The 18,655-nt window shown below is 71.1% G+C and carries 16 protein-coding genes and 2 riboswitches; of the genes, 6 read left to right on the plus strand and 10 right to left on the minus strand.

Annotated elements, in window-relative coordinates:
* Nucleotides 1–86 precede the first annotated feature (86 nt).
* The 6 genes from OG990_RS14060 to OG990_RS14085 are packed head-to-tail and all read right to left on the minus strand — an operon-like array spanning nucleotide 87 to nucleotide 7,608.
* Nucleotides 87–1,919, minus strand: a complete 1,833-nt coding sequence (locus OG990_RS14060) for an ABC transporter ATP-binding protein (protein WP_406081748.1) — start codon at nucleotides 1,917–1,919, stop codon at nucleotides 87–89.
* 14 nt (nucleotides 1,920–1,933) lie between these two features.
* Nucleotides 1,934–3,640 (minus strand): ABC transporter ATP-binding protein, encoded by a 1,707-nt coding sequence (locus OG990_RS14065; protein WP_406080836.1) that lies wholly within the window; start codon nucleotides 3,638–3,640, stop codon nucleotides 1,934–1,936.
* Between the two features lie 5 nt (nucleotides 3,641–3,645).
* Nucleotides 3,646–4,494, minus strand: coding sequence for an ABC transporter ATP-binding protein (locus OG990_RS14070; protein WP_406080838.1), 849 nt, complete (start codon nucleotides 4,492–4,494; stop codon nucleotides 3,646–3,648).
* A complete protein-coding gene (locus tag OG990_RS14075) occupies nucleotides 4,491–5,525 on the minus strand; it encodes a FecCD family ABC transporter permease (protein ID WP_386992248.1) in 1,035 nt (344 codons plus the stop codon). The genes OG990_RS14070 and OG990_RS14075 overlap by 4 nt, the downstream gene beginning before the upstream one ends.
* Nucleotides 5,522–6,565 (minus strand): FecCD family ABC transporter permease, encoded by a 1,044-nt coding sequence (locus OG990_RS14080; RefSeq protein WP_406080839.1) that lies wholly within the window; start codon nucleotides 6,563–6,565, stop codon nucleotides 5,522–5,524. The genes OG990_RS14075 and OG990_RS14080 overlap by 4 nt, the downstream gene beginning before the upstream one ends.
* The gene (locus tag OG990_RS14085) at nucleotides 6,562–7,608 is read right to left on the minus strand and encodes an iron-siderophore ABC transporter substrate-binding protein (RefSeq protein ID WP_406080840.1); all 1,047 of its coding nucleotides are present in this window, start codon (nucleotides 7,606–7,608) and stop codon (nucleotides 6,562–6,564) included. The genes OG990_RS14080 and OG990_RS14085 overlap by 4 nt, the downstream gene beginning before the upstream one ends.
* Nucleotides 7,609–7,793: 185 nt before the next feature.
* On the opposite strand from OG990_RS14085, the gene OG990_RS14090 reads away from it, so the two are divergent.
* Nucleotides 7,794–8,588: a siderophore-interacting protein gene (locus OG990_RS14090; protein ID WP_406080841.1), complete on the plus strand. Its 795-nt coding sequence runs from the start codon at nucleotides 7,794–7,796 to the stop codon at nucleotides 8,586–8,588.
* A gap of 44 nt (nucleotides 8,589–8,632) precedes the next feature.
* On the opposite strand, the gene OG990_RS14095 is transcribed toward OG990_RS14090, so the two are convergent.
* From OG990_RS14095 to OG990_RS14105, 3 genes are all read right to left on the minus strand, one after another.
* Entirely contained in the window at nucleotides 8,633–8,935 is a 303-nt protein-coding gene (locus OG990_RS14095) for a GNAT family N-acetyltransferase (RefSeq protein ID WP_386992256.1), read from the minus strand.
* A gap of 111 nt (nucleotides 8,936–9,046) precedes the next feature.
* Nucleotides 9,047–10,042 (minus strand): ribonucleotide-diphosphate reductase subunit beta, encoded by a 996-nt coding sequence (locus OG990_RS14100; protein WP_406081750.1) that lies wholly within the window; start codon nucleotides 10,040–10,042, stop codon nucleotides 9,047–9,049.
* A gap of 38 nt (nucleotides 10,043–10,080) precedes the next feature.
* Complete coding sequence (locus OG990_RS14105; RefSeq protein ID WP_406081752.1) at nucleotides 10,081–12,414, minus strand: ribonucleoside-diphosphate reductase subunit alpha; 2,334 nt, start codon at nucleotides 12,412–12,414, stop codon at nucleotides 10,081–10,083.
* A 202-nt stretch (nucleotides 12,415–12,616) separates the two neighbouring features.
* A riboswitch (cobalamin riboswitch) is annotated at nucleotides 12,617–12,833 on the minus strand.
* Between the two features lie 175 nt (nucleotides 12,834–13,008).
* Nucleotides 13,009–13,088: riboswitch (cobalamin riboswitch) on the plus strand.
* 58 nt (nucleotides 13,089–13,146) lie between these two features.
* On the opposite strand from OG990_RS14105, the gene OG990_RS14110 reads away from it, so the two are divergent.
* Genes OG990_RS14110 through OG990_RS14120 form a run of 3 tightly spaced genes read left to right on the plus strand, consistent with a single transcriptional unit; the run spans nucleotide 13,147 to nucleotide 14,764 of the window.
* Nucleotides 13,147–13,350 carry a CbtB domain-containing protein gene (locus tag OG990_RS14110; RefSeq protein ID WP_328417630.1) on the plus strand — a complete coding sequence of 68 codons (204 nt, stop codon included), beginning with the start codon at nucleotides 13,147–13,149 and terminating at the stop codon, nucleotides 13,348–13,350.
* Complete coding sequence (locus tag OG990_RS14115) at nucleotides 13,341–14,114, plus strand: CbtA family protein (protein ID WP_406080843.1); 774 nt, start codon at nucleotides 13,341–13,343, stop codon at nucleotides 14,112–14,114. Before OG990_RS14110 ends, OG990_RS14115 begins: the two co-directional genes overlap by 10 nt.
* A complete protein-coding gene (locus tag OG990_RS14120; RefSeq protein ID WP_406080844.1) occupies nucleotides 14,111–14,764 on the plus strand; it encodes a histidine phosphatase family protein in 654 nt (217 codons plus the stop codon). Before OG990_RS14115 ends, OG990_RS14120 begins: the two co-directional genes overlap by 4 nt.
* A 16-nt stretch (nucleotides 14,765–14,780) precedes the next feature.
* On the opposite strand, the gene OG990_RS14125 is transcribed toward OG990_RS14120, so the two are convergent.
* Nucleotides 14,781–15,539 (minus strand): TetR/AcrR family transcriptional regulator, encoded by a 759-nt coding sequence (locus tag OG990_RS14125; protein WP_406080845.1) that lies wholly within the window; start codon nucleotides 15,537–15,539, stop codon nucleotides 14,781–14,783.
* 106 nt (nucleotides 15,540–15,645) lie between these two features.
* On the opposite strand from OG990_RS14125, the gene OG990_RS14130 reads away from it, so the two are divergent.
* The gene (locus OG990_RS14130; protein ID WP_406080846.1) at nucleotides 15,646–16,842 is read left to right on the plus strand and encodes a DUF418 domain-containing protein; all 1,197 of its coding nucleotides are present in this window, start codon (nucleotides 15,646–15,648) and stop codon (nucleotides 16,840–16,842) included.
* Between the two features lie 224 nt (nucleotides 16,843–17,066).
* Nucleotides 17,067–18,596, plus strand: a complete 1,530-nt coding sequence (locus OG990_RS14135; protein ID WP_406080848.1) for an MFS transporter — start codon at nucleotides 17,067–17,069, stop codon at nucleotides 18,594–18,596.
* Nucleotides 18,597–18,655 lie beyond the last annotated feature (59 nt).

Here is an 18,655-nt window from a genome sequence, read left to right on the forward strand (position 1 = left end):
CTGGTGCCGCACGTCCGGCCCGCCGTTTCTGTCGGGTGACCCACTCCGGTTCGTGTGCCCGGGCCGGGACAGCTCGGCGAATCGAGTCAGACGAGCGGGCCGGACGAGGACGGCACCGCGAGATCGGGCGTGCTCCAGGAACGCCACAGCCGGCTGTACCCTCCCCCGGCCTCCAGCAACTGGTCGTGCGTGCCCTGCTCGGCGACGTGCCCGTGCTCCAGGACAACGACGCGGTCCGCGGTGGCCGCCTGGCTGAGGCGGTGGGCGACGATCAGCGTGGTACGACCCTCGGTGGCCGCCGCTGCGGCACGGTCGAGGTCCCGCGCGCCCGCGCTGCCGGCCTCCGCGGTGGCCTCGTCGAGGATCGCGACGAAGGGGTCGGCGAGGACGAGGCGAGCGAGGGCGAGCTGCTGGGCCTGGGCGGCGGTGAGGTGCCGGCCGCCCTCCCCCACGCTGGTGGCGAGGCCGTCCGGCAGGGTGCGCAGCCAGGCGGTGGCGCCGACGAGGTCGAGGGCGGCGGTCATCTCGGCGTCGGTGGCGTCCGGGTCGGCGAGGCGCAGGTCATCTCGGAGCGGCCCGGCGAAGACGTGCACCTCCTGGCTGATCAGGGCGATCTCCCGACGAACGCGGTGCTCGCCCAGGTGCGCCAGCGGTACGCCTCGCAGGCACACCGACCCGTCGGCGGGCGCGATGATTCCGGCGGTGATGCTGGCGAGCGTGCTCTTGCCCGCTCCGCTCGCCCCGACGAGAGCGACACGTTCCCCGGGCGCGAGACGCAGGGCGATGTCCTGCAACACGACGGGTCCGTCGTCGTAGCAGTGCCGCGCGATGACCACCTCCAGCGCCGCAGGCTCAGGCTCCCCCGTCCCCACCGTCGCGGACGGTCCTGGGCGAGCGGGCACGGAGCCCTCGGGGGAGGCGGAGTCGGGCAGTGACGTGACGCCGACGAGCCGGGCGAGGCTTGCCCCGGCCTGCAGCACCGAATCGGACTCGAGCAGCAGCAGGCCGATCGGGTTGAACAGGCGGTGGAAGTAGAGCGCGGCAGTGGTGGCCGCTCCCACGGTGGACAGGTCGTCGCGAACCAGCAGGAAACCGGCGAGCAGCACGGCGGCAAGCCCCACGAACTCCGACCGGTTGATCCGCAGCCCGAATCGCGTGTGCAGGCCAAAGATCTCCAGCGACAGGTCGCGGGCAGTGGCAGAGCGATCGGCGATGCGAGCGACGTGGGCGTCTTCCATCCGGTACGCGCGGACGGTCGCCGCGCCGCGAAGTGCCCCGGCCATCGCCTGTGCTCGCTCGCCGGTCGCCACTCGCTCGCGGGCGTAGTACGGAACCGACCGCTTCAGATACCAGCGCAGCGCCAACGCGTACGCCGGGGCCGCGGCCAGCCCGGCGAGGCCGAGCCGCCAGTCGAGGACGAAGAGCCCTGCCGCGGTCAGCACGATGGACAGGAGCGCGCCGAGAAAGGCAGGGCCGCTGGTGGCGATCACATTCGTCACCACGGCCACGTCGTCGCCGGCGCGTGCTATCAGGTCCCCGGTCCCGGCACGCTCCAGGGTGGCGGATGGCAGGTGCAGGGCGCGGTCGAGGACCCGCTCCCGCAGCCGGGCGAGCACGGTCTCGCCGAGGCGAGCGGCGACCGCGGCCCCGGCCGCGGTGAGCAGGCCGGCGAGCACCGCGGCGCCCGCGATCACACCGGCCCAGGCCACGATCCGTGCCGTGTCGGACCCGGCCATGACGTCGTCGACGAGCCGGCCGAGCACCCAGGGGGCGACGAGCCCGGTCGCGGCCGCGGCGACCAGCAGCGTCACGGCGACGGCGCTGAGCCCGGGCAGCCGGGCGAATTCGGCGCGGAGGGCGGCCCAGGTCTGCCGGGCGGTGGCCGTCGGCAGCAGTTGCCGGGATTCGGCACCAATCATGGTCGGCTCATCGGTCACCGCAGGACCTCCTCCCGGTAGCGGGCGTCGCTGGCGAGCAGTTGGTCGTGCGAGCCCTCGGCGATGACCCGCCCACGGTCGATCACAGCCACCCGGTGCGTGATCCGCAGCAGGGCTGGACTGTTGGTGATGAGCACCGTGCCCCGGGCCGCCGCCCCGCGAGCGGAGGCCAATCCCTCGGCGAGCAGCACCTCGGTCACGGCGTCGACCGCCGTGGTGGGGTTGTGCAGCACCAGCACCGGCGGGTCGGCGACGAGTGCCCTGGCGAGCCCGATCCGCTGTCGCTGCCCGCCGGACAGGTTCGCCCCTCGCTCGGTGAGCACGCGGTCGATCCCGTGCGGGTGCGCGGCCAGCACGTCCTCGGCCGCCGCGGCCCGCACCGCGGCGTGCAGGACGGTCTCGTCGATGCTGGCACCGGCGGCGAGATTGGCGCGCAGCGTCCCTTCGAACAACGCCACGTCATGCTGCTCGACCAGGACGGTGCTGCGCAGGGCGTCGATGTGCAGCTCCTCGGCGGGCACGCCGTCGACGTACAGCGTTCCCTGGTAGTCCTCCCGGGGCACCCGGCCGGACAGCAGCGCGACCAGCGCCTCGGCCTCGCTCGGGTCGTAGGCGAGCACGCCCAGGACCTCACCGGCGTTGACCTGTACGCAGACTCCGTCGAGCCCGGCGTACCCGACCTTGTCGAGGGCGAGCCGCGACGGGCTCGGAGCAGGCGTCCCGGCGGTACCCGGCCGGATGAGCGGCGCGGCACCGAGTATCCGGGCGACCCGTCCCGCCGACGCGCGCGCCATGGCGAACACCTGCACGCAGTATCCGAGCGTCTGCACGGGCTCGGCGATGAACTGGGCCAGCCCGACGACGGCGACGAGCTCGCCGATGGTGAGCCGGCCCTGCAGCGCGAGCCAGCCGGCGACGCCGGCGACCGTCGCGAGGAAGAGTCCGTTGACCGTGGTGGTGAGCCCGAGGTGCAGGCCCTTCGTGGTGGCGGCACGCAAGGTGACGTCGAGGGCGTGGCGGCTGGCGGCCGCGTACTGGCGTGCGGCGTGGTGTTGTGCGCCGATGCCGCGCAGCACGCGTAGACCGGTGACGAGGTCGACGGCGAGCGAGGTTGTGGCAGCGAGAGCCTCCTGCTGCGATGCGCTGCGCCGGGTGAGCAACGGCGCCATCCGCTGCAGGGCGAAGACCACCAGAGGTACGCCGATGAGCACCCCGAGCCCGAGCGGAACGTCGACGATGAGCAGCGCGACGGCCGCGACCACGAGGGCGGTGATCGCCGCGGCGGAGAGCCCCGCGACCCGCACCACGAGCGCGGACAACTCGGCGTCGGAGGCGGTGACCGCCAGCAGATCCCCGTCCCGCATGCCGGAGCGGTGTCCGCGCGGGTCCAGGGCACTCCTGGCGATCTCGACCCGTACGGCGTGTGCCTCCTTCTCCAGGGCGGCGTATGACAGGCGGGCGCCGGATCGGTAGGCGAAGGCGAGAACGGTGAAGAGGACGGCAAGACCGGCGAGCGAGAGCACCAGCGCGCGCACATCCCCGGTGGCGACCGCGCGGTCGATGATCACGCCGATGGCGACCGGGACGAGGGCCTCGGTGGCCTGGTGGGTGCAGAGCAGCGCGGTGCCCGCCACCACCCGGCCGCGCTGGCGGCGCAGGACGCGGCGCAGCAGCATGCCACTGCTGATGTCGTCGCCTGCCATGAGGGTCAGGACCCGGCGAGCGGGGCGAGGGCGTCAGCCGGCCGGACGGCGGACGGGATGACGTGATGGCGGCCGATCGGCAGCATCAGCGGCTTCTCCGACGTCGGATCGATGATGACCTGGCTTTCGAGGCCGAACACGGCGCGGACGCACTCCTGCGTCAGGACCTGCGCCGGCTCTCCCGCGGCGTGCAGCTTACCGGCGGCCAGCGCGATGAGGTGGTCCGCGTACCGGGCGGCCAGGTTGAGGTCGTGCAGCACCATGACGATCGTCGTTCCGCGCGTCAGGTTGAGGTCGGTGAGCAGGTCGAGGACTTCGACCTGATGGCTGACGTCGAGGAATGTCGTCGGCTCGTCGAGCAGCAACAGGTCCGTCTGCTGGGCCAGGGCCATGGCGATCCAGACCCGCTGCCGCTGGCCGCCGGAGAGCTCGTCGACCGAGCGGTCCGCGAGGTCCGCCGTCTGTGTCGCGTCCAGGGCCGCCGCCACGGCGGCGTCGTCCTCCCTGCTCCAGCGCGAGAGTGCGCGCTGATGCGGATTGCGCCCGCGCCCGACGAGGTCGGCCACGGTGATCCCTTCCGGCGCCGTCGGTGACTGGGGAAGCAGGCCGAGGGTACGGGCCAGTTGCTTGGCCGGCAGCCGGTGCACCTGCTTGCCGTCGAGCAGGACGTGGCCGGCGCGGGGCGCGAGGAGGCGTGACATCGATCGCAGCAGGGTCGACTTGCCGCACGCGTTGGCGCCGACGATCGCCGTGATCTTTCCGGGCGGCACGACGAGGTCGAGCGACTCGATGACGACGCGGTCCTTGTAGCCGAGCATGAGACTCTCGACCGCGAGCGTATGAGTGGTGGTCACAGCGAGCCTCCCGCGCGGTTCGTACGGATGAGCAGGTAGATGAGGTAGGGCGCGCCGAGCACGCCGGTGACGACACCCACGGGGTAGCGCGTGTCGAAGGCGAACTGGCCGACGAAGTCCGCTACCAGCACCAGGAGGGCGCCGACCAGGGCGGACGGCAGCAGCAGCGACCCGGCCGGGCCGATGATCCGGGCGGCGATCGGGCCGGAGAGGAATGCCACGAAGGCGATCGGCCCGGTCGCCGCGGTGGCGAAGGCGATCAGGCCGACGGCCGCGATGATGACCAGGATCCGGGTGCGTTCGAGGCGGACCCCGAGCGCCGCCGCGGTGTCGTCGCCCAGCTGCATCATGGCGAGGTTGCGGGCCTGGCTCAGCAGCACCGGGACCAGGACGGCCACAGCAATGGCCACCGGAACGGTCTCCTCCCAGGTGGCGCCGTTGAGGCTGCCGGTCAGCCAGCGCAGGGCCTCCTGCAGGTCCCATTCGGCGGCCTGGGTCAGGACGTACGCGGTCAGGCTGTCGAGCATGGCGGCCATGCCGATGCCGATCAGGACGAGGCGGGTGCCGGCGACGCCGTCCTTGAACGACAGGAGGTAGATGACCAGCGCCACGGCCAGCCCGGCGACGATCGCGAAGGCGGACACGCCGGCCTCACCAAGGTGCAGCGTCACGATCGCGAAGGCGGCCGCGGCGCTCGCGCCGGAGCTGATGCCGATGAGGTCGGGGCTGGCGAGCGGGTTGCGCAGCATCGTCTGGAAGGTGACGCCGCCGATCCCGAAGCAGGCCCCGGCCAGAATCGCGAGGACCGCCCGCGGCAGGCGGAGCGTGCCCACCGTGAAGGAGGCCCCGGGGACGTCCTCGCCGGCGATCACCGCCAGGACGTCGGCTGGCGGATAGAAGGTGCGTCCCGCCATCAACGAGACGGCGAACGCCGCGACGACGAGGACGGCCAGCACGATGAGCACGCCGCGCCGTCGACGGGTACGGCGGACCCGGCCGTGGGTGACGGCCTCGAGAGTCGCAGTGCTCACAGCTCGCGCACCTTCTGCCGACGGACGATGTAGATGAAGAACGGGGCGCCGATCAGCGCCGTCACGATGCCCACATCGATCTCCGCTGGGCGTGCCACCACCCGTCCGACGACGTCGGCTGCGGTCAGCAACGACGCGCCGAGGAGCGCGGAGAACGGCAGCAGCCACCGGTGGTCGAGCCCGATGAGGAGGCGGCACACGTGCGGGACGACCAGGCCGACGAACCCGATGGGCCCCGCGACCGCCGTGGCGGCGCCGCACAGCAGCACGGAACCGGCACCCGCGATGCCCCGCACCACGGCGACCCGCTCGCCGAGCCCCGCCGCGAGGTCGTCACCGAGCGCGAGCGAGTTCAGGGCCCGACCCGACAGGAGGCAGATCACCAGACCCACGGCGAGGAACGGCAGGGCCTGCCGGATGCTGTCGTAGGTGGCACCGCCGACCCCGCCGATCTGCCAGGAACGGAAGTTGCCGGCGACGTCGTTGCGGGGCAGCACGAAGGCGCTGATCAGCGACGCGAGCGCGGCGGACGTGGCAGCGCCCGCGAGCGCGAGCTTGAGCGGCGTGGCGCCACCGCGTCCCAGGGAGCCGACGGCGTACACGAAGACAGCCGCGAGGCCGGCGCCGAGGATCGCCACCCAGAGGTAGCTGGTCGGCGAGGAGAGGCCGAACATGACCATTCCGGTGACGACGGCGAGCGACGCCCCCATGTTCACGCCCAGGATTCCGGGGTCGGCCAGCGGGTTGCGGGTCACGCCCTGCATCACCGCCCCGGCCAGGCCGAGCGCCGCGCCGACGATCACGGCGAGCAGGGTCCGCGGGATCCGTTTGGTGACGGCGGCCTGTTCCATGGTCTCGTCCACGCCCCGGAACGCGGCGAGGATGTCGGACCAGCCGACGTTGCGGGAACCCAGCGCGACCGATGCCGCCATGAGCGCCAGCAGCACCGCGGCCGCGACGAGAAACCACAGCAGGCGTACCCGTGCCGGACGCCGCACCACGGCGACGTCCGGCAGGGCACGCGAGTCGAGCTGGGTCATGACACCTGGTCGGCAGCCTTGGCGAGCATGGCGACGTAGTCGTTCAGCACGAACGGGATGGCCAGCGGGGTCGGGTTCGCCGCGGTGCCCAGCGGAGTGGTGCCGGAGAGCATGACCACCGACCCGCGCTTGATCGCGGGGATCTTCGACAGCAGCGGGTCGGCTTGCGCGGCGGCGAGGAGCTTGTCGTCACCGTAGGCGACGATGACGTCCACGTCGTTGAAGACCTGGATCTGCTCGGCGCTCTGGTTCAGGCTGAACTTGTCCGTGCCGGCGGAGAGCGTGGCGATGCTGCCCGGCACCTTCAGGCCGAGGTCGGCGAAGAACTGGGCCCGGGTGTCGTGCGTCGTGTAGAAGCCGATCTTGCTCAGGTCGGTCGGGTCGACGTGCGTCATGAACATCGCCGACTTGCCCGCCAACTGCGGGTACTTCGCGGTGGCGTCGGTCATCTGCTTCTCGAAGTCGGCGATGAGCGCGTCGCCCTCCTTCGCCAGGCCGAGGGCCTGGCTCTCCAGCTTGATGGTGTCGCGCCACGCCGTGGCCCAGGGCCCCTCGGGGTAGGCGACGACCGGAGCGATCTTGCTCAGGGTCTCGTACTCCTGCGCCGTCAGGCCCGAGTAGGCGGCAAGGATGACGTCGGGCCGGGTGTCCGCGACGGCCTCGAAGTTGATGCCGTCGTTCTCGTCGAACAGCACCGGCGCGGTCCCGCCGAGCGACTTGAGCTTCTCGGCCACCCACGGCAGGATGCCGTCGCCGTCGTCGTCGCCGAAGTTGGCCTTCGCCATTCCCACGGGAACGATGCCGAGGGCAAGCGGAACCTCGTGATTCGCCCAGGCCACGGTTGCGACCCGCTTCGGCTTCTCCTTGATGGTCGTCGTGCCGAGCGCGTGCTTGATCGTGATCGGGAACGCTGCGGTGCTGCTGCCGGCGGCGGCGTCCTCGTCCTTTGATGATCCGCCGCAGGCGGCGAGCGCCAACGTTGCGGCCAGGGCGACGACCCCGGTCAGGAAGCGGTTTTGGCGCATGGTTCTGAACTCCAGCACTAGGTTAGGGGAGGCTAAGCTAACACACCAACATGAGAGCCCTTCGTGATCAACCCCTGCGACCCAGTCGGCCACAGCGGGAGTGAGCAGACCAGGGCGGCGGGGGTTCTCCGAGCGCCAAAGCGAGGCTAGGCTAGCCTAACTTCGGACCAGGACATGGCTCACGATCCACAAAGGAGCGGCACATGACCGTCGCCACCATTCCGGTCGAGGCCGGGCTGATCAAACGCCCGATGCTCGCCGAGGTCGTCGCCAACCGGCCGCTCACACCTCATCTGCGGCGTATCACGCTGACCGGCATGGAGATCGACCGCTTCGGCTACGGCGGACCGGACCAGCTGGCGCGGATCTTCCTCACCGCACCCGGCGCCGAACTGCACCTGCCGGACTCCGAGCAGTGGTGGCCCGCCCTGCAGGCCATGCCGGCCGAGCTGCGGCCGGTGGTTCGCAACTACACGGTCCGGCGCCTGGACGCCGGACGGCGGGAGCTGGACATCGATTTCGTGCTCCACGGCGACGGCGGACCGGCCTCCGCCTGGGCGCGGAGAGCCGCACCCGGCGACCCGATCGGCGTGCTCAGTGACGGCTCCGACTACGCCCCGCCCGTGGACACCGAGTGGCAGTTGCTCATCGGCGACGAGACCGCCATGCCGGCGATCACCGCGGCTGTCGAGGCGCTGCCGCCGGGGACCCGGGCGATCGCGCTGATCGAGGTGGGTTCCACGGAACACGAGATCGAGGTACGCACGCCCGCCGGTGTCACGCTGACCTGGCTGCACCGCGGCGGCACACCGGCGGGCGGCAGTGCTGTGGTGATCCGCACGCTGCGTGAGCTGGCGTTGCCGGCCGGCACGCCGTACGCCTTCGTGGCGGGTGAGTCCGCAATGGTCACGACCGTCCGCCGGCATCTGTGCACCGAACGGGGCATGGCCAAGGACCGCGTCTACTTCTGCGGCTACTGGAAGGTCGCCGCACACTGAACCTTCCGCCTACGGCCGCCGTCGTCCGGCATCCGCACCCGGAGCTATTTGACCTTGCGGGTCGATCGGGCCACGATGCCCTCGTACTCCGGGTGCTTGCCCAGCCACTCGGCGAGGAACGGGCAGATCGGCACCACGGTCCGACCCTTGGCCCGCGCGTCGTCCATCACGGCACGAGCCAGGGTCGACCCGACGCCCTTGCCCTCGAACGCCGGATCAACCTCGGTGTGGGTGTAGACGATGATGGTGCCGGTCAGCTGGTAGGTGACCACCCCGGCGACCACGCCCGCCTCGTCGCGCGCCTCGAACCGCTCCCGCGTCGGCGCGTCTGTCACGGTGAACTGCACCGGACCATCCAACCACGCTGTCCAGCCGGCCAATTGGTCGGTGCGAGGGCACCGCGGACCGAAGCCCCGGGCCTGCTGTCGTCAGCGGTCCGGGGCTTCGTCGTGTCAGGGCTAGAAGTCGTCGTCGAAGGCGACGGTGCCGCTGACCCCGACCTGGTACGCCGACACCCGCCGCTCGAAGAAGTTGGACAGCTCCTGCACGTCCTGCAACTCCATGAAGGCGAACGGATTGGCCGACCCGTAGTGCGGGGCGATGCCGAGTTGGGCGAGGCGCCGGTCGGCGACGTGCTGGAGGTACTCCCGCATGTCGGTCAGGGTCAGTCCCGGCACACCGTGGTCGAGCAGGTCCTCGGCGAACTGGACCTCGCACTCGACTGCCTCGGTGAGCATCTGGCGGACCTGGTCGGCGAGGTCGTCGTCGAACAGGTCGGGTTCCTCGCGACGGACGGTGTCCACGACGTCGAATGCGAAGGCCATGTGCATGGACTCGTCGCGGAACACCCAGTTGGTGCCGGAGGCCAGGCCGTGGAGCAGGCCACGGGAGCGCAGGAAGTAGACGTAGGCGAAGGCGCCGTAGAAGAACAACCCCTCGATGCAGGCGGCGAAGCAGACCAGGTTGAGCAGGAACGTCCGGCGGTCCTCGCGGGTCCGCAGCTCCCGAAGATCGTTCAGGGAGTCGATCCAGCGGAAGCAGAACTCGGCTTTGCGGCGGATCGAGGGGATGTTCTCGATGGCCGCGAAGGCGGCGAACCGCTCGGTCTCGTCGGGCACGTACGTGTCGAGCAGGTTGAGATAGAACTGGACGTGTACCGCCTCCTCGAACAGCTGCCGGGACAGGTAGAGGCGACCCTCGGGGCTGTTGACGTGCTGGTAGAGATTGAGCACGAGGTTGTTGGCGACGATGGTGTCGCCGGTGGCGAAGAAGGCCACCAGGCGGCTGACCAGGTGCCGCTCGGCCGGGGAGAGCTTGTCGAGGTCGGCGAGGTCGGCGTGCAGGTCGACCTCCTCGACGGTCCAGGTGTTGCGGATGGCGTCGCGGAACCGGTCGAAGAAGTGCGGGTAACGCATCGGGCGGAGGGTGAGGTCCATCCCGGGGTCGAGCAGCATGTGCGTGGTCCTCGTGTCGGTGGTGGTGTGGGCGGCGGTCACTGGCAGGCCTCGCACGACTCGGGGTTCTCCAACGAGCAGGCCAGTGCCTCCGCGTCGGTGGCCACGGGTGCGACAAGGGCGACGGCGGTGGGCGCGACGGTGGCCTGCTGGATCCGGGTGGCGGGGCGGGAACGCAGGTAGTAGGTGGTCTTCAGCCCGGCCTTCCAGGCGTACAGGTACATCGAGGAGAGCTTGCCGATGGTGGGCGAGGCCAGGAACAGGTTCAGCGACTGGGACTGGTCGATGAACGGTGCGCGGGCGGCGGCCAGGTCGATCAGCGCCCGCTGCGGCAGCTCCCAGGCGGTGCGGAACAGCTCCCGGACGTCGGTCGGCAGCTCCGCGATGTCCTGCACCGACCCCTCGGCGCGCCTGATCGCCGACCTGATCCGGTCGGTCCACAGGCCACGGGTCTTCAGCTCGCGTACCAGAGCGGTGTTGACCTGGAGGAACTCCCCCGACAGCGTCTCCCGCTTGAACAGGTTGGACACCTGCGGCTCGACGCACTCGTAACATCCGGCGATCGACGCGATGGTGGCGGTCGGGGCGACGGCCACCAGCAGCGAGTTGCGCAGCCCGTGGGCCTCGACGCGCTCCCGCAGCTCGGCCCACCGTGCGGTCTGCGTTCCCTCGACCCCCCACAGGTCGGGCTGCAACTGCCCCCGCGCTGCCCGGGTCTGCCCGTACGCCGGGTGCGCGCCGAAACGGCGGGCCAGCTCGGCGGACGTCTCCAGGGCGGTCAGGTACAGCTCCTCGCTGATCCGGGTGGACAGCTCCCGGGCGGCCGGGGAGTCGAACGGCAGCCGCAGCGCGAAGAACACGTCCTGCAGGCCCATCAGCCCGAGCCCGACCGGCCGCCAGCGGGGGTTGCTCGCCGCCGCCTGCGGGGTCGGGTAGTAGTTGATGTCGATGACCCGGTCGAGGAACGTCACCGCGGTACGGACCGTGGCGCGCAGCCGTTCCCAGTCGACGCCGCCGTCGGTGAGGTGGGCGGCGAGGTTCACCGAGCCGAGGTTGCACACGGCGGTCTCGGCGTCGCTGGACACCTCGATGATCTCGGTGCAGAGGTTGGACAGGTGCACCACGTTGCCCGGCTCGGCGGTCTGGTTGCACAGCCGGTTCGCCGCGTCCTTGAAGGTCATCCACCCGTTGCCGGTCTGGGCCAGGGTGCGCATCATCTTCCCGTACAGCTCCCGCGCCGGGACCTGCCGCACGTAGCGGCCCTGCGCCTCGGCCGCCCGGTACGCGGCGTCGAACCGCTCCCCCCACAGGTCGGGCAGTTCCGGTACCTCGTGCGGGTCGAACAGCGACCACAGCTCGTCGGCCTCGACACGGCGCATGAACTCGTCCGGGATCCAGTTGGCCAGGTTCAGGTTGTGGGTACGCCGGGCGTCCTCGCCGGTGTTGTCCCGCAGTTGCAGGAACTCCTCGACGTCCGGGTGCCACGGCTCCAGGTAGACGCAGGCCGCGCCCTTGCGCCGGCCGCCCTGGTTGACCGCCGCGACGCTCGCGTCCAGTGTGCGCAGCCACGGCACGATCCCGTTGGACTGCCCGTTCGTGCCGCGGATCAGCGAGCCCCGGGACCGGACCCGGGAGTACGCGATGCCGATGCCGCCGGCGAACTTGGACAGGTTGGCGACCTGGGCGTACCGCTGGTAGATCGAGTCCAACTCGTCGCGCGGGGAGTCGACCAGGTAGCAGGAGGACATCTGGGTGTGCCGGGTACCGGAGTTGAACAGCGTCGGCGAGCTGGGCAGGTAGGCCAGGCTGGACATCAGCCGGTAGAAGTCGACCGCCTCGTTCGGCGTACGGGACAACCCGCAGGCCACCCGCAGCAGCCAGTACTGCGGGGTCTCCAGCACCAGCCGGCTGCTCGGGTGGCGCAGCAGATACCGGTCGTACACCGTGCGCAGGCCGAAGTACTCGAACCGCCGATCGCCGCCCAGGTCGACGGCATCGTCGAGGATACGGGCGTGCGTGGCGACGAACGCGGCGGTGTCGTCTCCGATCAGGCCCTCGGCGTGGCTGATCCGGATCGCCGCGCTGAACGAGGTGATGCCCTGCCGGCGGACCTCCTTGTCGACGTAGGCGGCCAGCAGCCGGGCGGCGAGGCGGGAGTACTGCGGTTCCTCGCCGATCATCTCGGCGGCGGTCTGAATGGACAGCCGGTCCAGTTCGGCCGTTGTCGCGCCGTCGTACAGGCCGCTGATCGTGCGGGTCGCCACCCGCAGCGGGTCGACGTCGGTGAGGTCGTCGGTCCACCGCTCGACCGCTCGGACGATCTTGTTCACGTCCACCGGTTCGCTGGCGCCGTCGCGTTTGCGGACATGCATCTGCGTCCGCCGCCGGCCGGGCGGGGCCGGGTCGCCGGTGACCGGAGCTACCTGGGTGACCGTCACTACTCACTCCTCGCGAGTTCGAGACCTGATGGCCCTCGGACACGAGGAGACAGACACCGGCGGACGCCACGCCGACGGGCGTGGGTCAGGTGGCGTCAGCCGTCCCACGCGGCGTCGGACCGCCGCCCACCCGGGTGCGGGTGCACGGCGCGCTGGCAGGTCTTCGGACTTGCGGGCACGACCGGACTCGCCGGTCTCCTACTGGCCGTCGCTTCCCAGGCCGCTTGGCGGCCCAGTGCTGATGACGGCGGTCGTTCCCACTCACCGCTGCGGGGCAGTCCCGGATTTCCACCAGGTTCCCTCTTGCCTCGACCCCCTGGATGAGCGGCCGAACCAGCTGCACTCGACACCATATATAGGGAGGGACGCCGTTGTCACACCCCACATGTCGGTCCCGGGCGTGTCGGTGGCCGGACTGGTGATGGCCGTCACCGACGCCTGAGACCGTCCACCCCGATGCCGCGGGGACCGGGTTGACCGTTCGGACCGGCACCGATACGGTCGACCCACTATCTGCGGCGACGCGAGGGAAGCCGGTGTGAATCCGGCGCGGTCGCGCCACTGTGAGCGGTCCCATCCTCTACGGGAAGGGCCGCGAGCCAGGACACTCGGTCGTCCGCAGCCTTGCGATGGGGACGCGTCATCCCCGAGGAGGTTCGCGTACGCATGTCCAGCTCCACTTCCAGCCAGCCGTTGGTGCATCCCGCTGGCACTACCCGTCTCCTGTGGACGGTTCTGGCCGCCGTCGCCGTGCTCACGCTGCTGGCCTATCTCGTCGCCTTTGACCAGGGGGCGGTCTCGCGCAGCGGGATGTACCTGCACGAGCTGATGCACGACGGTCGGCACCTGCTCGGTGTCCCGTGCCACTGACCGCCACCAGGGCCGCGCCCACGTTCGTCAGCGTTCTCCTTCGCGGGCTGCTCGCCGGCCTGGCCGCGGGTCTGCTCGCCGGAACGTTCGCCTACGTCGCCGGTGAACCACACGTCGAGGCGGCCATCGCCATCGAGGAGGCGGCGACGCACGCCGAGCCCGCCGGTGGCGGACACGATCACGAGGATGCCCTGGTCAGCAGGTCTGGCCAGCGTGGCGGCCTGTTCCTGGCCACCGGTCTGTTCGGCGCCGCGATGGGTGGCCTGCTGGCCACCGCGTACGTCCTGCTGTCTCGCCGGCGGCGGGCCTACGACGACGGACGGTCGGGTCTGCTGCTGGCCGGTGCCGCGCTGCTCGGCGTGGTGATCGTGCCGTTCATCAAGTACCCGGCCAATCCCCCGGCCGTCGGTGACCCGGCCACCATCGACCAGCGCACCGGCACCTACCTGCTGATGGTGGTGCTCGGCCTGGTGGCGGTCTGGGCCGGTTCGCTGGGCTACCGAGCGCTCGGCGACGAGGCGCCACAGTGGCTTCGGGCCACCACGGCCCTCGGCGGATTCCTGCTGGTCACCGCGGTGTCCTACGTGGTGCTGCCGTCGTTCCAGGAGGTCCCGGACGACTTCCCCGCCACCCTGCTGTGGGACTTCCGACTGGCCTCCCTCGGCACCCAGGTGGTGCTCTGGACCGGAATCGGCCTGCTGTTCGCGGCCCTGATGAACCACAAACGGCGTCGCGGAACCGCCAACGCACCCCTGAGCACGTGACCGCCACCAGCCTGCGGCTGGTTGCCCACGGTCACACCGCCGCCCTGCGGCGGACCCGGTTCGGCGGGAGGAACGACAGCCTGGACGAGGGCGGCCTGCGAGCCGCCCTCGCCCTGGCCCCCGCCGCGCCGGTCCAGCGGTCGATCCTGGGCGCCACCGACGTCTGCCTGTCCAGTCCAGCGGCGGCGGCCACCCAGACCGCACACGCCCTCGGCCTGACGCCCACCATCGAAGCGGCGCTGGCCGACTGCGACTACGGACACTGGTCCGGACGGCTGCTGGAGGAGGTCGGCACCGAGCAGCCCCAGGCGCTGCGCGAGTGGCTGTCCGCACCGGACGCCGCGCCGCACGGAGGGGAATCAGTCCGGTCGCTGCGGGAGCGGGTCGGCCGCTGGCTGGACGGGCAGCGCGGCCGTGGCCAGCGGATCACCGCCGTCACCCACCCGATCGTGCTCCGGGTTGCGATCGTCCACGCCCTCGACCTGCCGTTGGCGACGTTCCGGCAACTGGACGTCGAGCCGCTGGCGATCGTCCGGCTCACCGGCGACGGGGCACGGTGGCGGCTACGACTGGGCGCGCCGCCGGCGTGCGGGACAGCGAACGTCGGTGCGGACCACCAACCTACGACCACCTCGACGCGACCGGCATGAGAGGCGGGACCGCGCGTCAGGAGTCGGAGCGCCCGATCCGGACGGCGACGCCGTCGAGGATCAACTCCAGTCCGAGCGTGAAGTCCGCGTCAGCGATCGTCGCGTCAGGGGTGTCGGACGGCGGCGCCTCGAACAGCGTCGAGGAGAACAGCCGGGCTGTCTCGGGGAAGCGCTCGGGTTCGACGAGACGCACCAGCGCGCGGCCGTAGTCGCGCTCGGCGTCGGCCTGCCCCTGGCCTTCGGCCCTGCCCTCGGCGAGGTCGCTGTACTGCCGTACGGACTGGACCACGTAGCCGTTGATCAGCGACAGGACGCCGATCTTGTGTGCCCAGTCGAGTCGGGTACGGGACATGACCGCCAGCCCGGTCTCCATCCAGGCGATCTGATTCGGGCCGGAGGGCGGTCCGGAGGTGGGCACGCGTGTCAGCCACGGCCGACGCTGGAACACCGCGCGTTGCGCGAAGGCCCAACCGCTCAGCCCGTCCCGCCAGTCGTCGGTGCGGGGGTCCGGCGGTACGCCCATGGCGGCGTCGGCCATGAGCGTGAGCAGCTCGTCCTTGGAGCCGACGTACCGGTAGAGCGACATTCCGGTGAAGCCGAGGACCTTGGCAACCTTGGGCAGCGTCACGCCGCCGAGCCCGTCGCGGTCGGCGATCTCCACCGCCGTGGCGACGACCCGATTGACATCGAGGGCTGCCGGCCGCCCGAGCCGCGACGACTCGGACATGCCCCACAGCCGGCGCAGCCGAGCCGGAACGAAGTCGTCGCTGGTCATGGCCCCCTCGTTCGCCTCCGGAATTCAGGACTCATCATGCCAGACGGCATTAGTATGCCTGTGATACTTTCTCCGACATACTAAGCCGGACGGGGAGAGGGACGACATGAGCATCGACACCGCACCACGCACATCGAGAGGGCCGGCGCTTCGCGCCGAACGCGCCCTCGCACCGGACCTGGCCCGGGGAGCGATGCTGCTGATCATCGCGTTGGCCAACGTCGCCGGAGTCGTCTTCGCCGGCGAGCCGGGCCTCGACAGCACGCCGCAAGGTGTGGACCGCGGCCTCAACTTCCTGCTGTTCGAACTCGTCCACGCACGCGGCTACCCGGTCTTCGCCGTGATGTTCGGCTACGGACTCGTCCAGCTCGCCCGGCGCCAGGACGCTTCCGGCGCCACACGGCAGCAGGTCCGCTCCGTGCTGTTGCGCCGCAACCTGTGGCTCGTCGTCTTCGGGTTCGCGCACGCCGCTCTGCTCTACTACGGCGACTTCCTCGGCGCGTACGGGATCGTGGGGATCGTGATGACCCTGGCGCTGCTGCGCCGCGGTGACAGGTTCCACCGGATCGCGCTGGTGCTGTGGGCACTGGCGGTCGTGGAGATCCTGGTCCTCAGCGCCGTCGTGGTGAGCCGCATCGAGGGCTCGGGCGGATCGGGTCCGCTGCCGTCGGACCACGTCGACTCCCTCGCGGCGCCCGACTACGTCACGTCCATCCTGGACCGCCTCGCCGAGTGGCCGGCGCACACGCTGACCGTCTTGCCCTTCATCTTCATCACCTGGCTGGGCATGTGGGCGGCCCGCCGCCGCGTCCTCGAAGAGTTGGCCCGCCACCGGACCCTGCTCAGGTGGACCGCCGCCCTGGGACTGGGGATCGCCGTCACCGGAGGTCTCCCGGCTGCCCTGGTCAGCGCCGGGTGGCTGCACGTCGACACGTCGACCGCCAGTCTGAGCCTCATGCTCCACGGCGCCAGCGGCATGTTCGCCGGCCCCGGCTACGTGGCCGTCTTCGGCCTGGTCGCCATGCGGGTCATCCGGCCCGGTCCCGTCGTCGGCGCGCTCTCCGCCCTGGGCCAGCGCTCCCTGTCGGGATACCTGTTCCAGTCGGTGGCCTGGCTGGTCCTCCTGGCACCCTTCACGCTCGCCCTCGGCGACCGTTTCGGCAGCCATACCGTTGGCGGCCTGATCATCGCGATCGTCGTCTGGCTGGTGACCGTGCTGATCGCCCGCCTGCTCGACAAGCGCGGGCGGCCCGGGCCCGCCGAGGTCGTCCTGCGCAGACTGACCTACGGGCCCCGGACCTAGGACCCAGGTGTACGGCGCCCCTCCGGCTCACTGGCCGGAGGGGCGCGCGGTGCGCGCTGGAGTGGATCCCAGCGTGCACCGTACGGCGGTGCGGACTCGAATCACCTGCCACGCACAGGTTGTCCGACGTCAGCCGCCAGGAAGCTGGTTGCGTCTGTTCGACCAGCCGGAGTTCGGGCAGTCGACCCGCCGAGGCACCCGCCCGGAAGAAGACAGGTATCAGAATGCGCAAGTGGCTGCCGCTGCTGACGGTCTGCCTGGGTACGTTCATGCTCCTGATCGACGTCACGATCGTGATCGTCGCCCTGCCCGACATGGTCAACGACCTGGACGCGTCCTTCCGGGTATTGCAGTGGGTCATGGACGCCTACGCTCTCGCGCTGGGCGCACTGGTGCTCGGCGCCGGCTCGATCGCCGACCGGGTGGGCCACCGCCGGGCCTACGTCGTCGGGCTCGCGCTCTTCGCCGTCTCGTCGCTGGTGTGTGGTCTCGCTCCGAACTCGGGCGCGTTGATCGCCGCGCGCGCCGTACAGGGCGTCGGCGCGGCGGCCATGTTCGCCACCACGTTCGCCCTGCTCAACAACGCCTACACCGGTCGCGACCGGGGAAGCGCCTACGGCATCTGGGGCGCGGTGTCGGGTGCCTCGGCCGCGCTGGGGCCGATCCTCGGCGGGTTGCTCACCGAGGGCGCGTCGTGGCGCTGGATCTTCCTCGTCAACCTGCCGGTCAGCGCCGCCGCCATCCTGCTGTGTCGCAGGACGCTCACCGAAGCCCACGCGCCGGTCCGCCGCAGGATCGACGTCCCTGGCATGGCGAGTTTCAGCGCCGCCGCGGCCTGCGCGACCTACGGACTCATCCGCGCGAACGAGGACGGTTGGTCCTCCGTCGGTGTCTGGTGGCTGCTGGTGGGCGCAGCGCTCCTGCTGGCCGGGTTCGTCGCGATCGAGGCCCGCACCCGACACGCCATGTTCGATCTCGCCCTCCTGCGCAACCGCTCGTTCGTCGCGATGCTGGTCGCCGGGCTGCTGCTGACGTTCGCCGCTTTCACCACGTTCACCTATACCTCGATCTGGCTGCAGTCCGTGCTGGGAATGAGTCCGCTCGCGGCGGGGCTCACCGGCCTGCCGCTGTCCGTCACCGCGTTCGGCGTCTCGGCGGTGCTGGGGCGGGTGTTGCACGGCCGCCGGCCAGACCTGGTGATCGGCGCCGGGCTGCTGTTCGTCGGGCTCGGCAGCCTGCTCACGGCGGCGCTCCTGCGCGGTCCGGCCGGTTGGCCGTCGCTGCTGCCCGGGCTCGCTCTCGTCGGCGTCGGCGTCGGCCTCGCGACACCCATCCTCGGCTCGTTCTCCATGTCCCTGGTGCCCGCCGACCGCGGAGGCATGGCGGCCGGAGCGGTCAACACCGCCCGCCAACTCGGCTTCGCCTTCGGCATCGCCGCGCTCGGCAGCGTGTTCACCGCCCGCGCCCAGAGCATCCTGGCCGGACGTGACATTCCGGACCCGGGGCGCGTCGCGCACGCCATCGCCGGCGGGCAGACACCCGGCCTGCTGCGTGCCGCTCCGGCAGCCGGTCGGCAACTGCTGGAAAGCGCGGCACACGCCGCCGGAGTGGCCGGCGTCCAGGCGACCTTCGCCGTGGCCGGAGCCGTCGGGGTCATCGCCGGCCTGCTCGTGACCGTCCTCATGCGACCCGGCAGACCAGGCCCCGCCGCCTCGGCAGACCGTCCGCCCGTCGCGGAAGGCGCGGGGCGCTGACGGTGGCCCCGGGCCCGGGAGTCCTGCCCGGTTAGGTACCGGCAGGTGGGCGACCTGGC

Source organism: Micromonospora sp. NBC_00858, from assembly GCF_045207365.1.
GTDB lineage: Bacteria > Actinomycetota > Actinomycetes > Mycobacteriales > Micromonosporaceae > Micromonospora.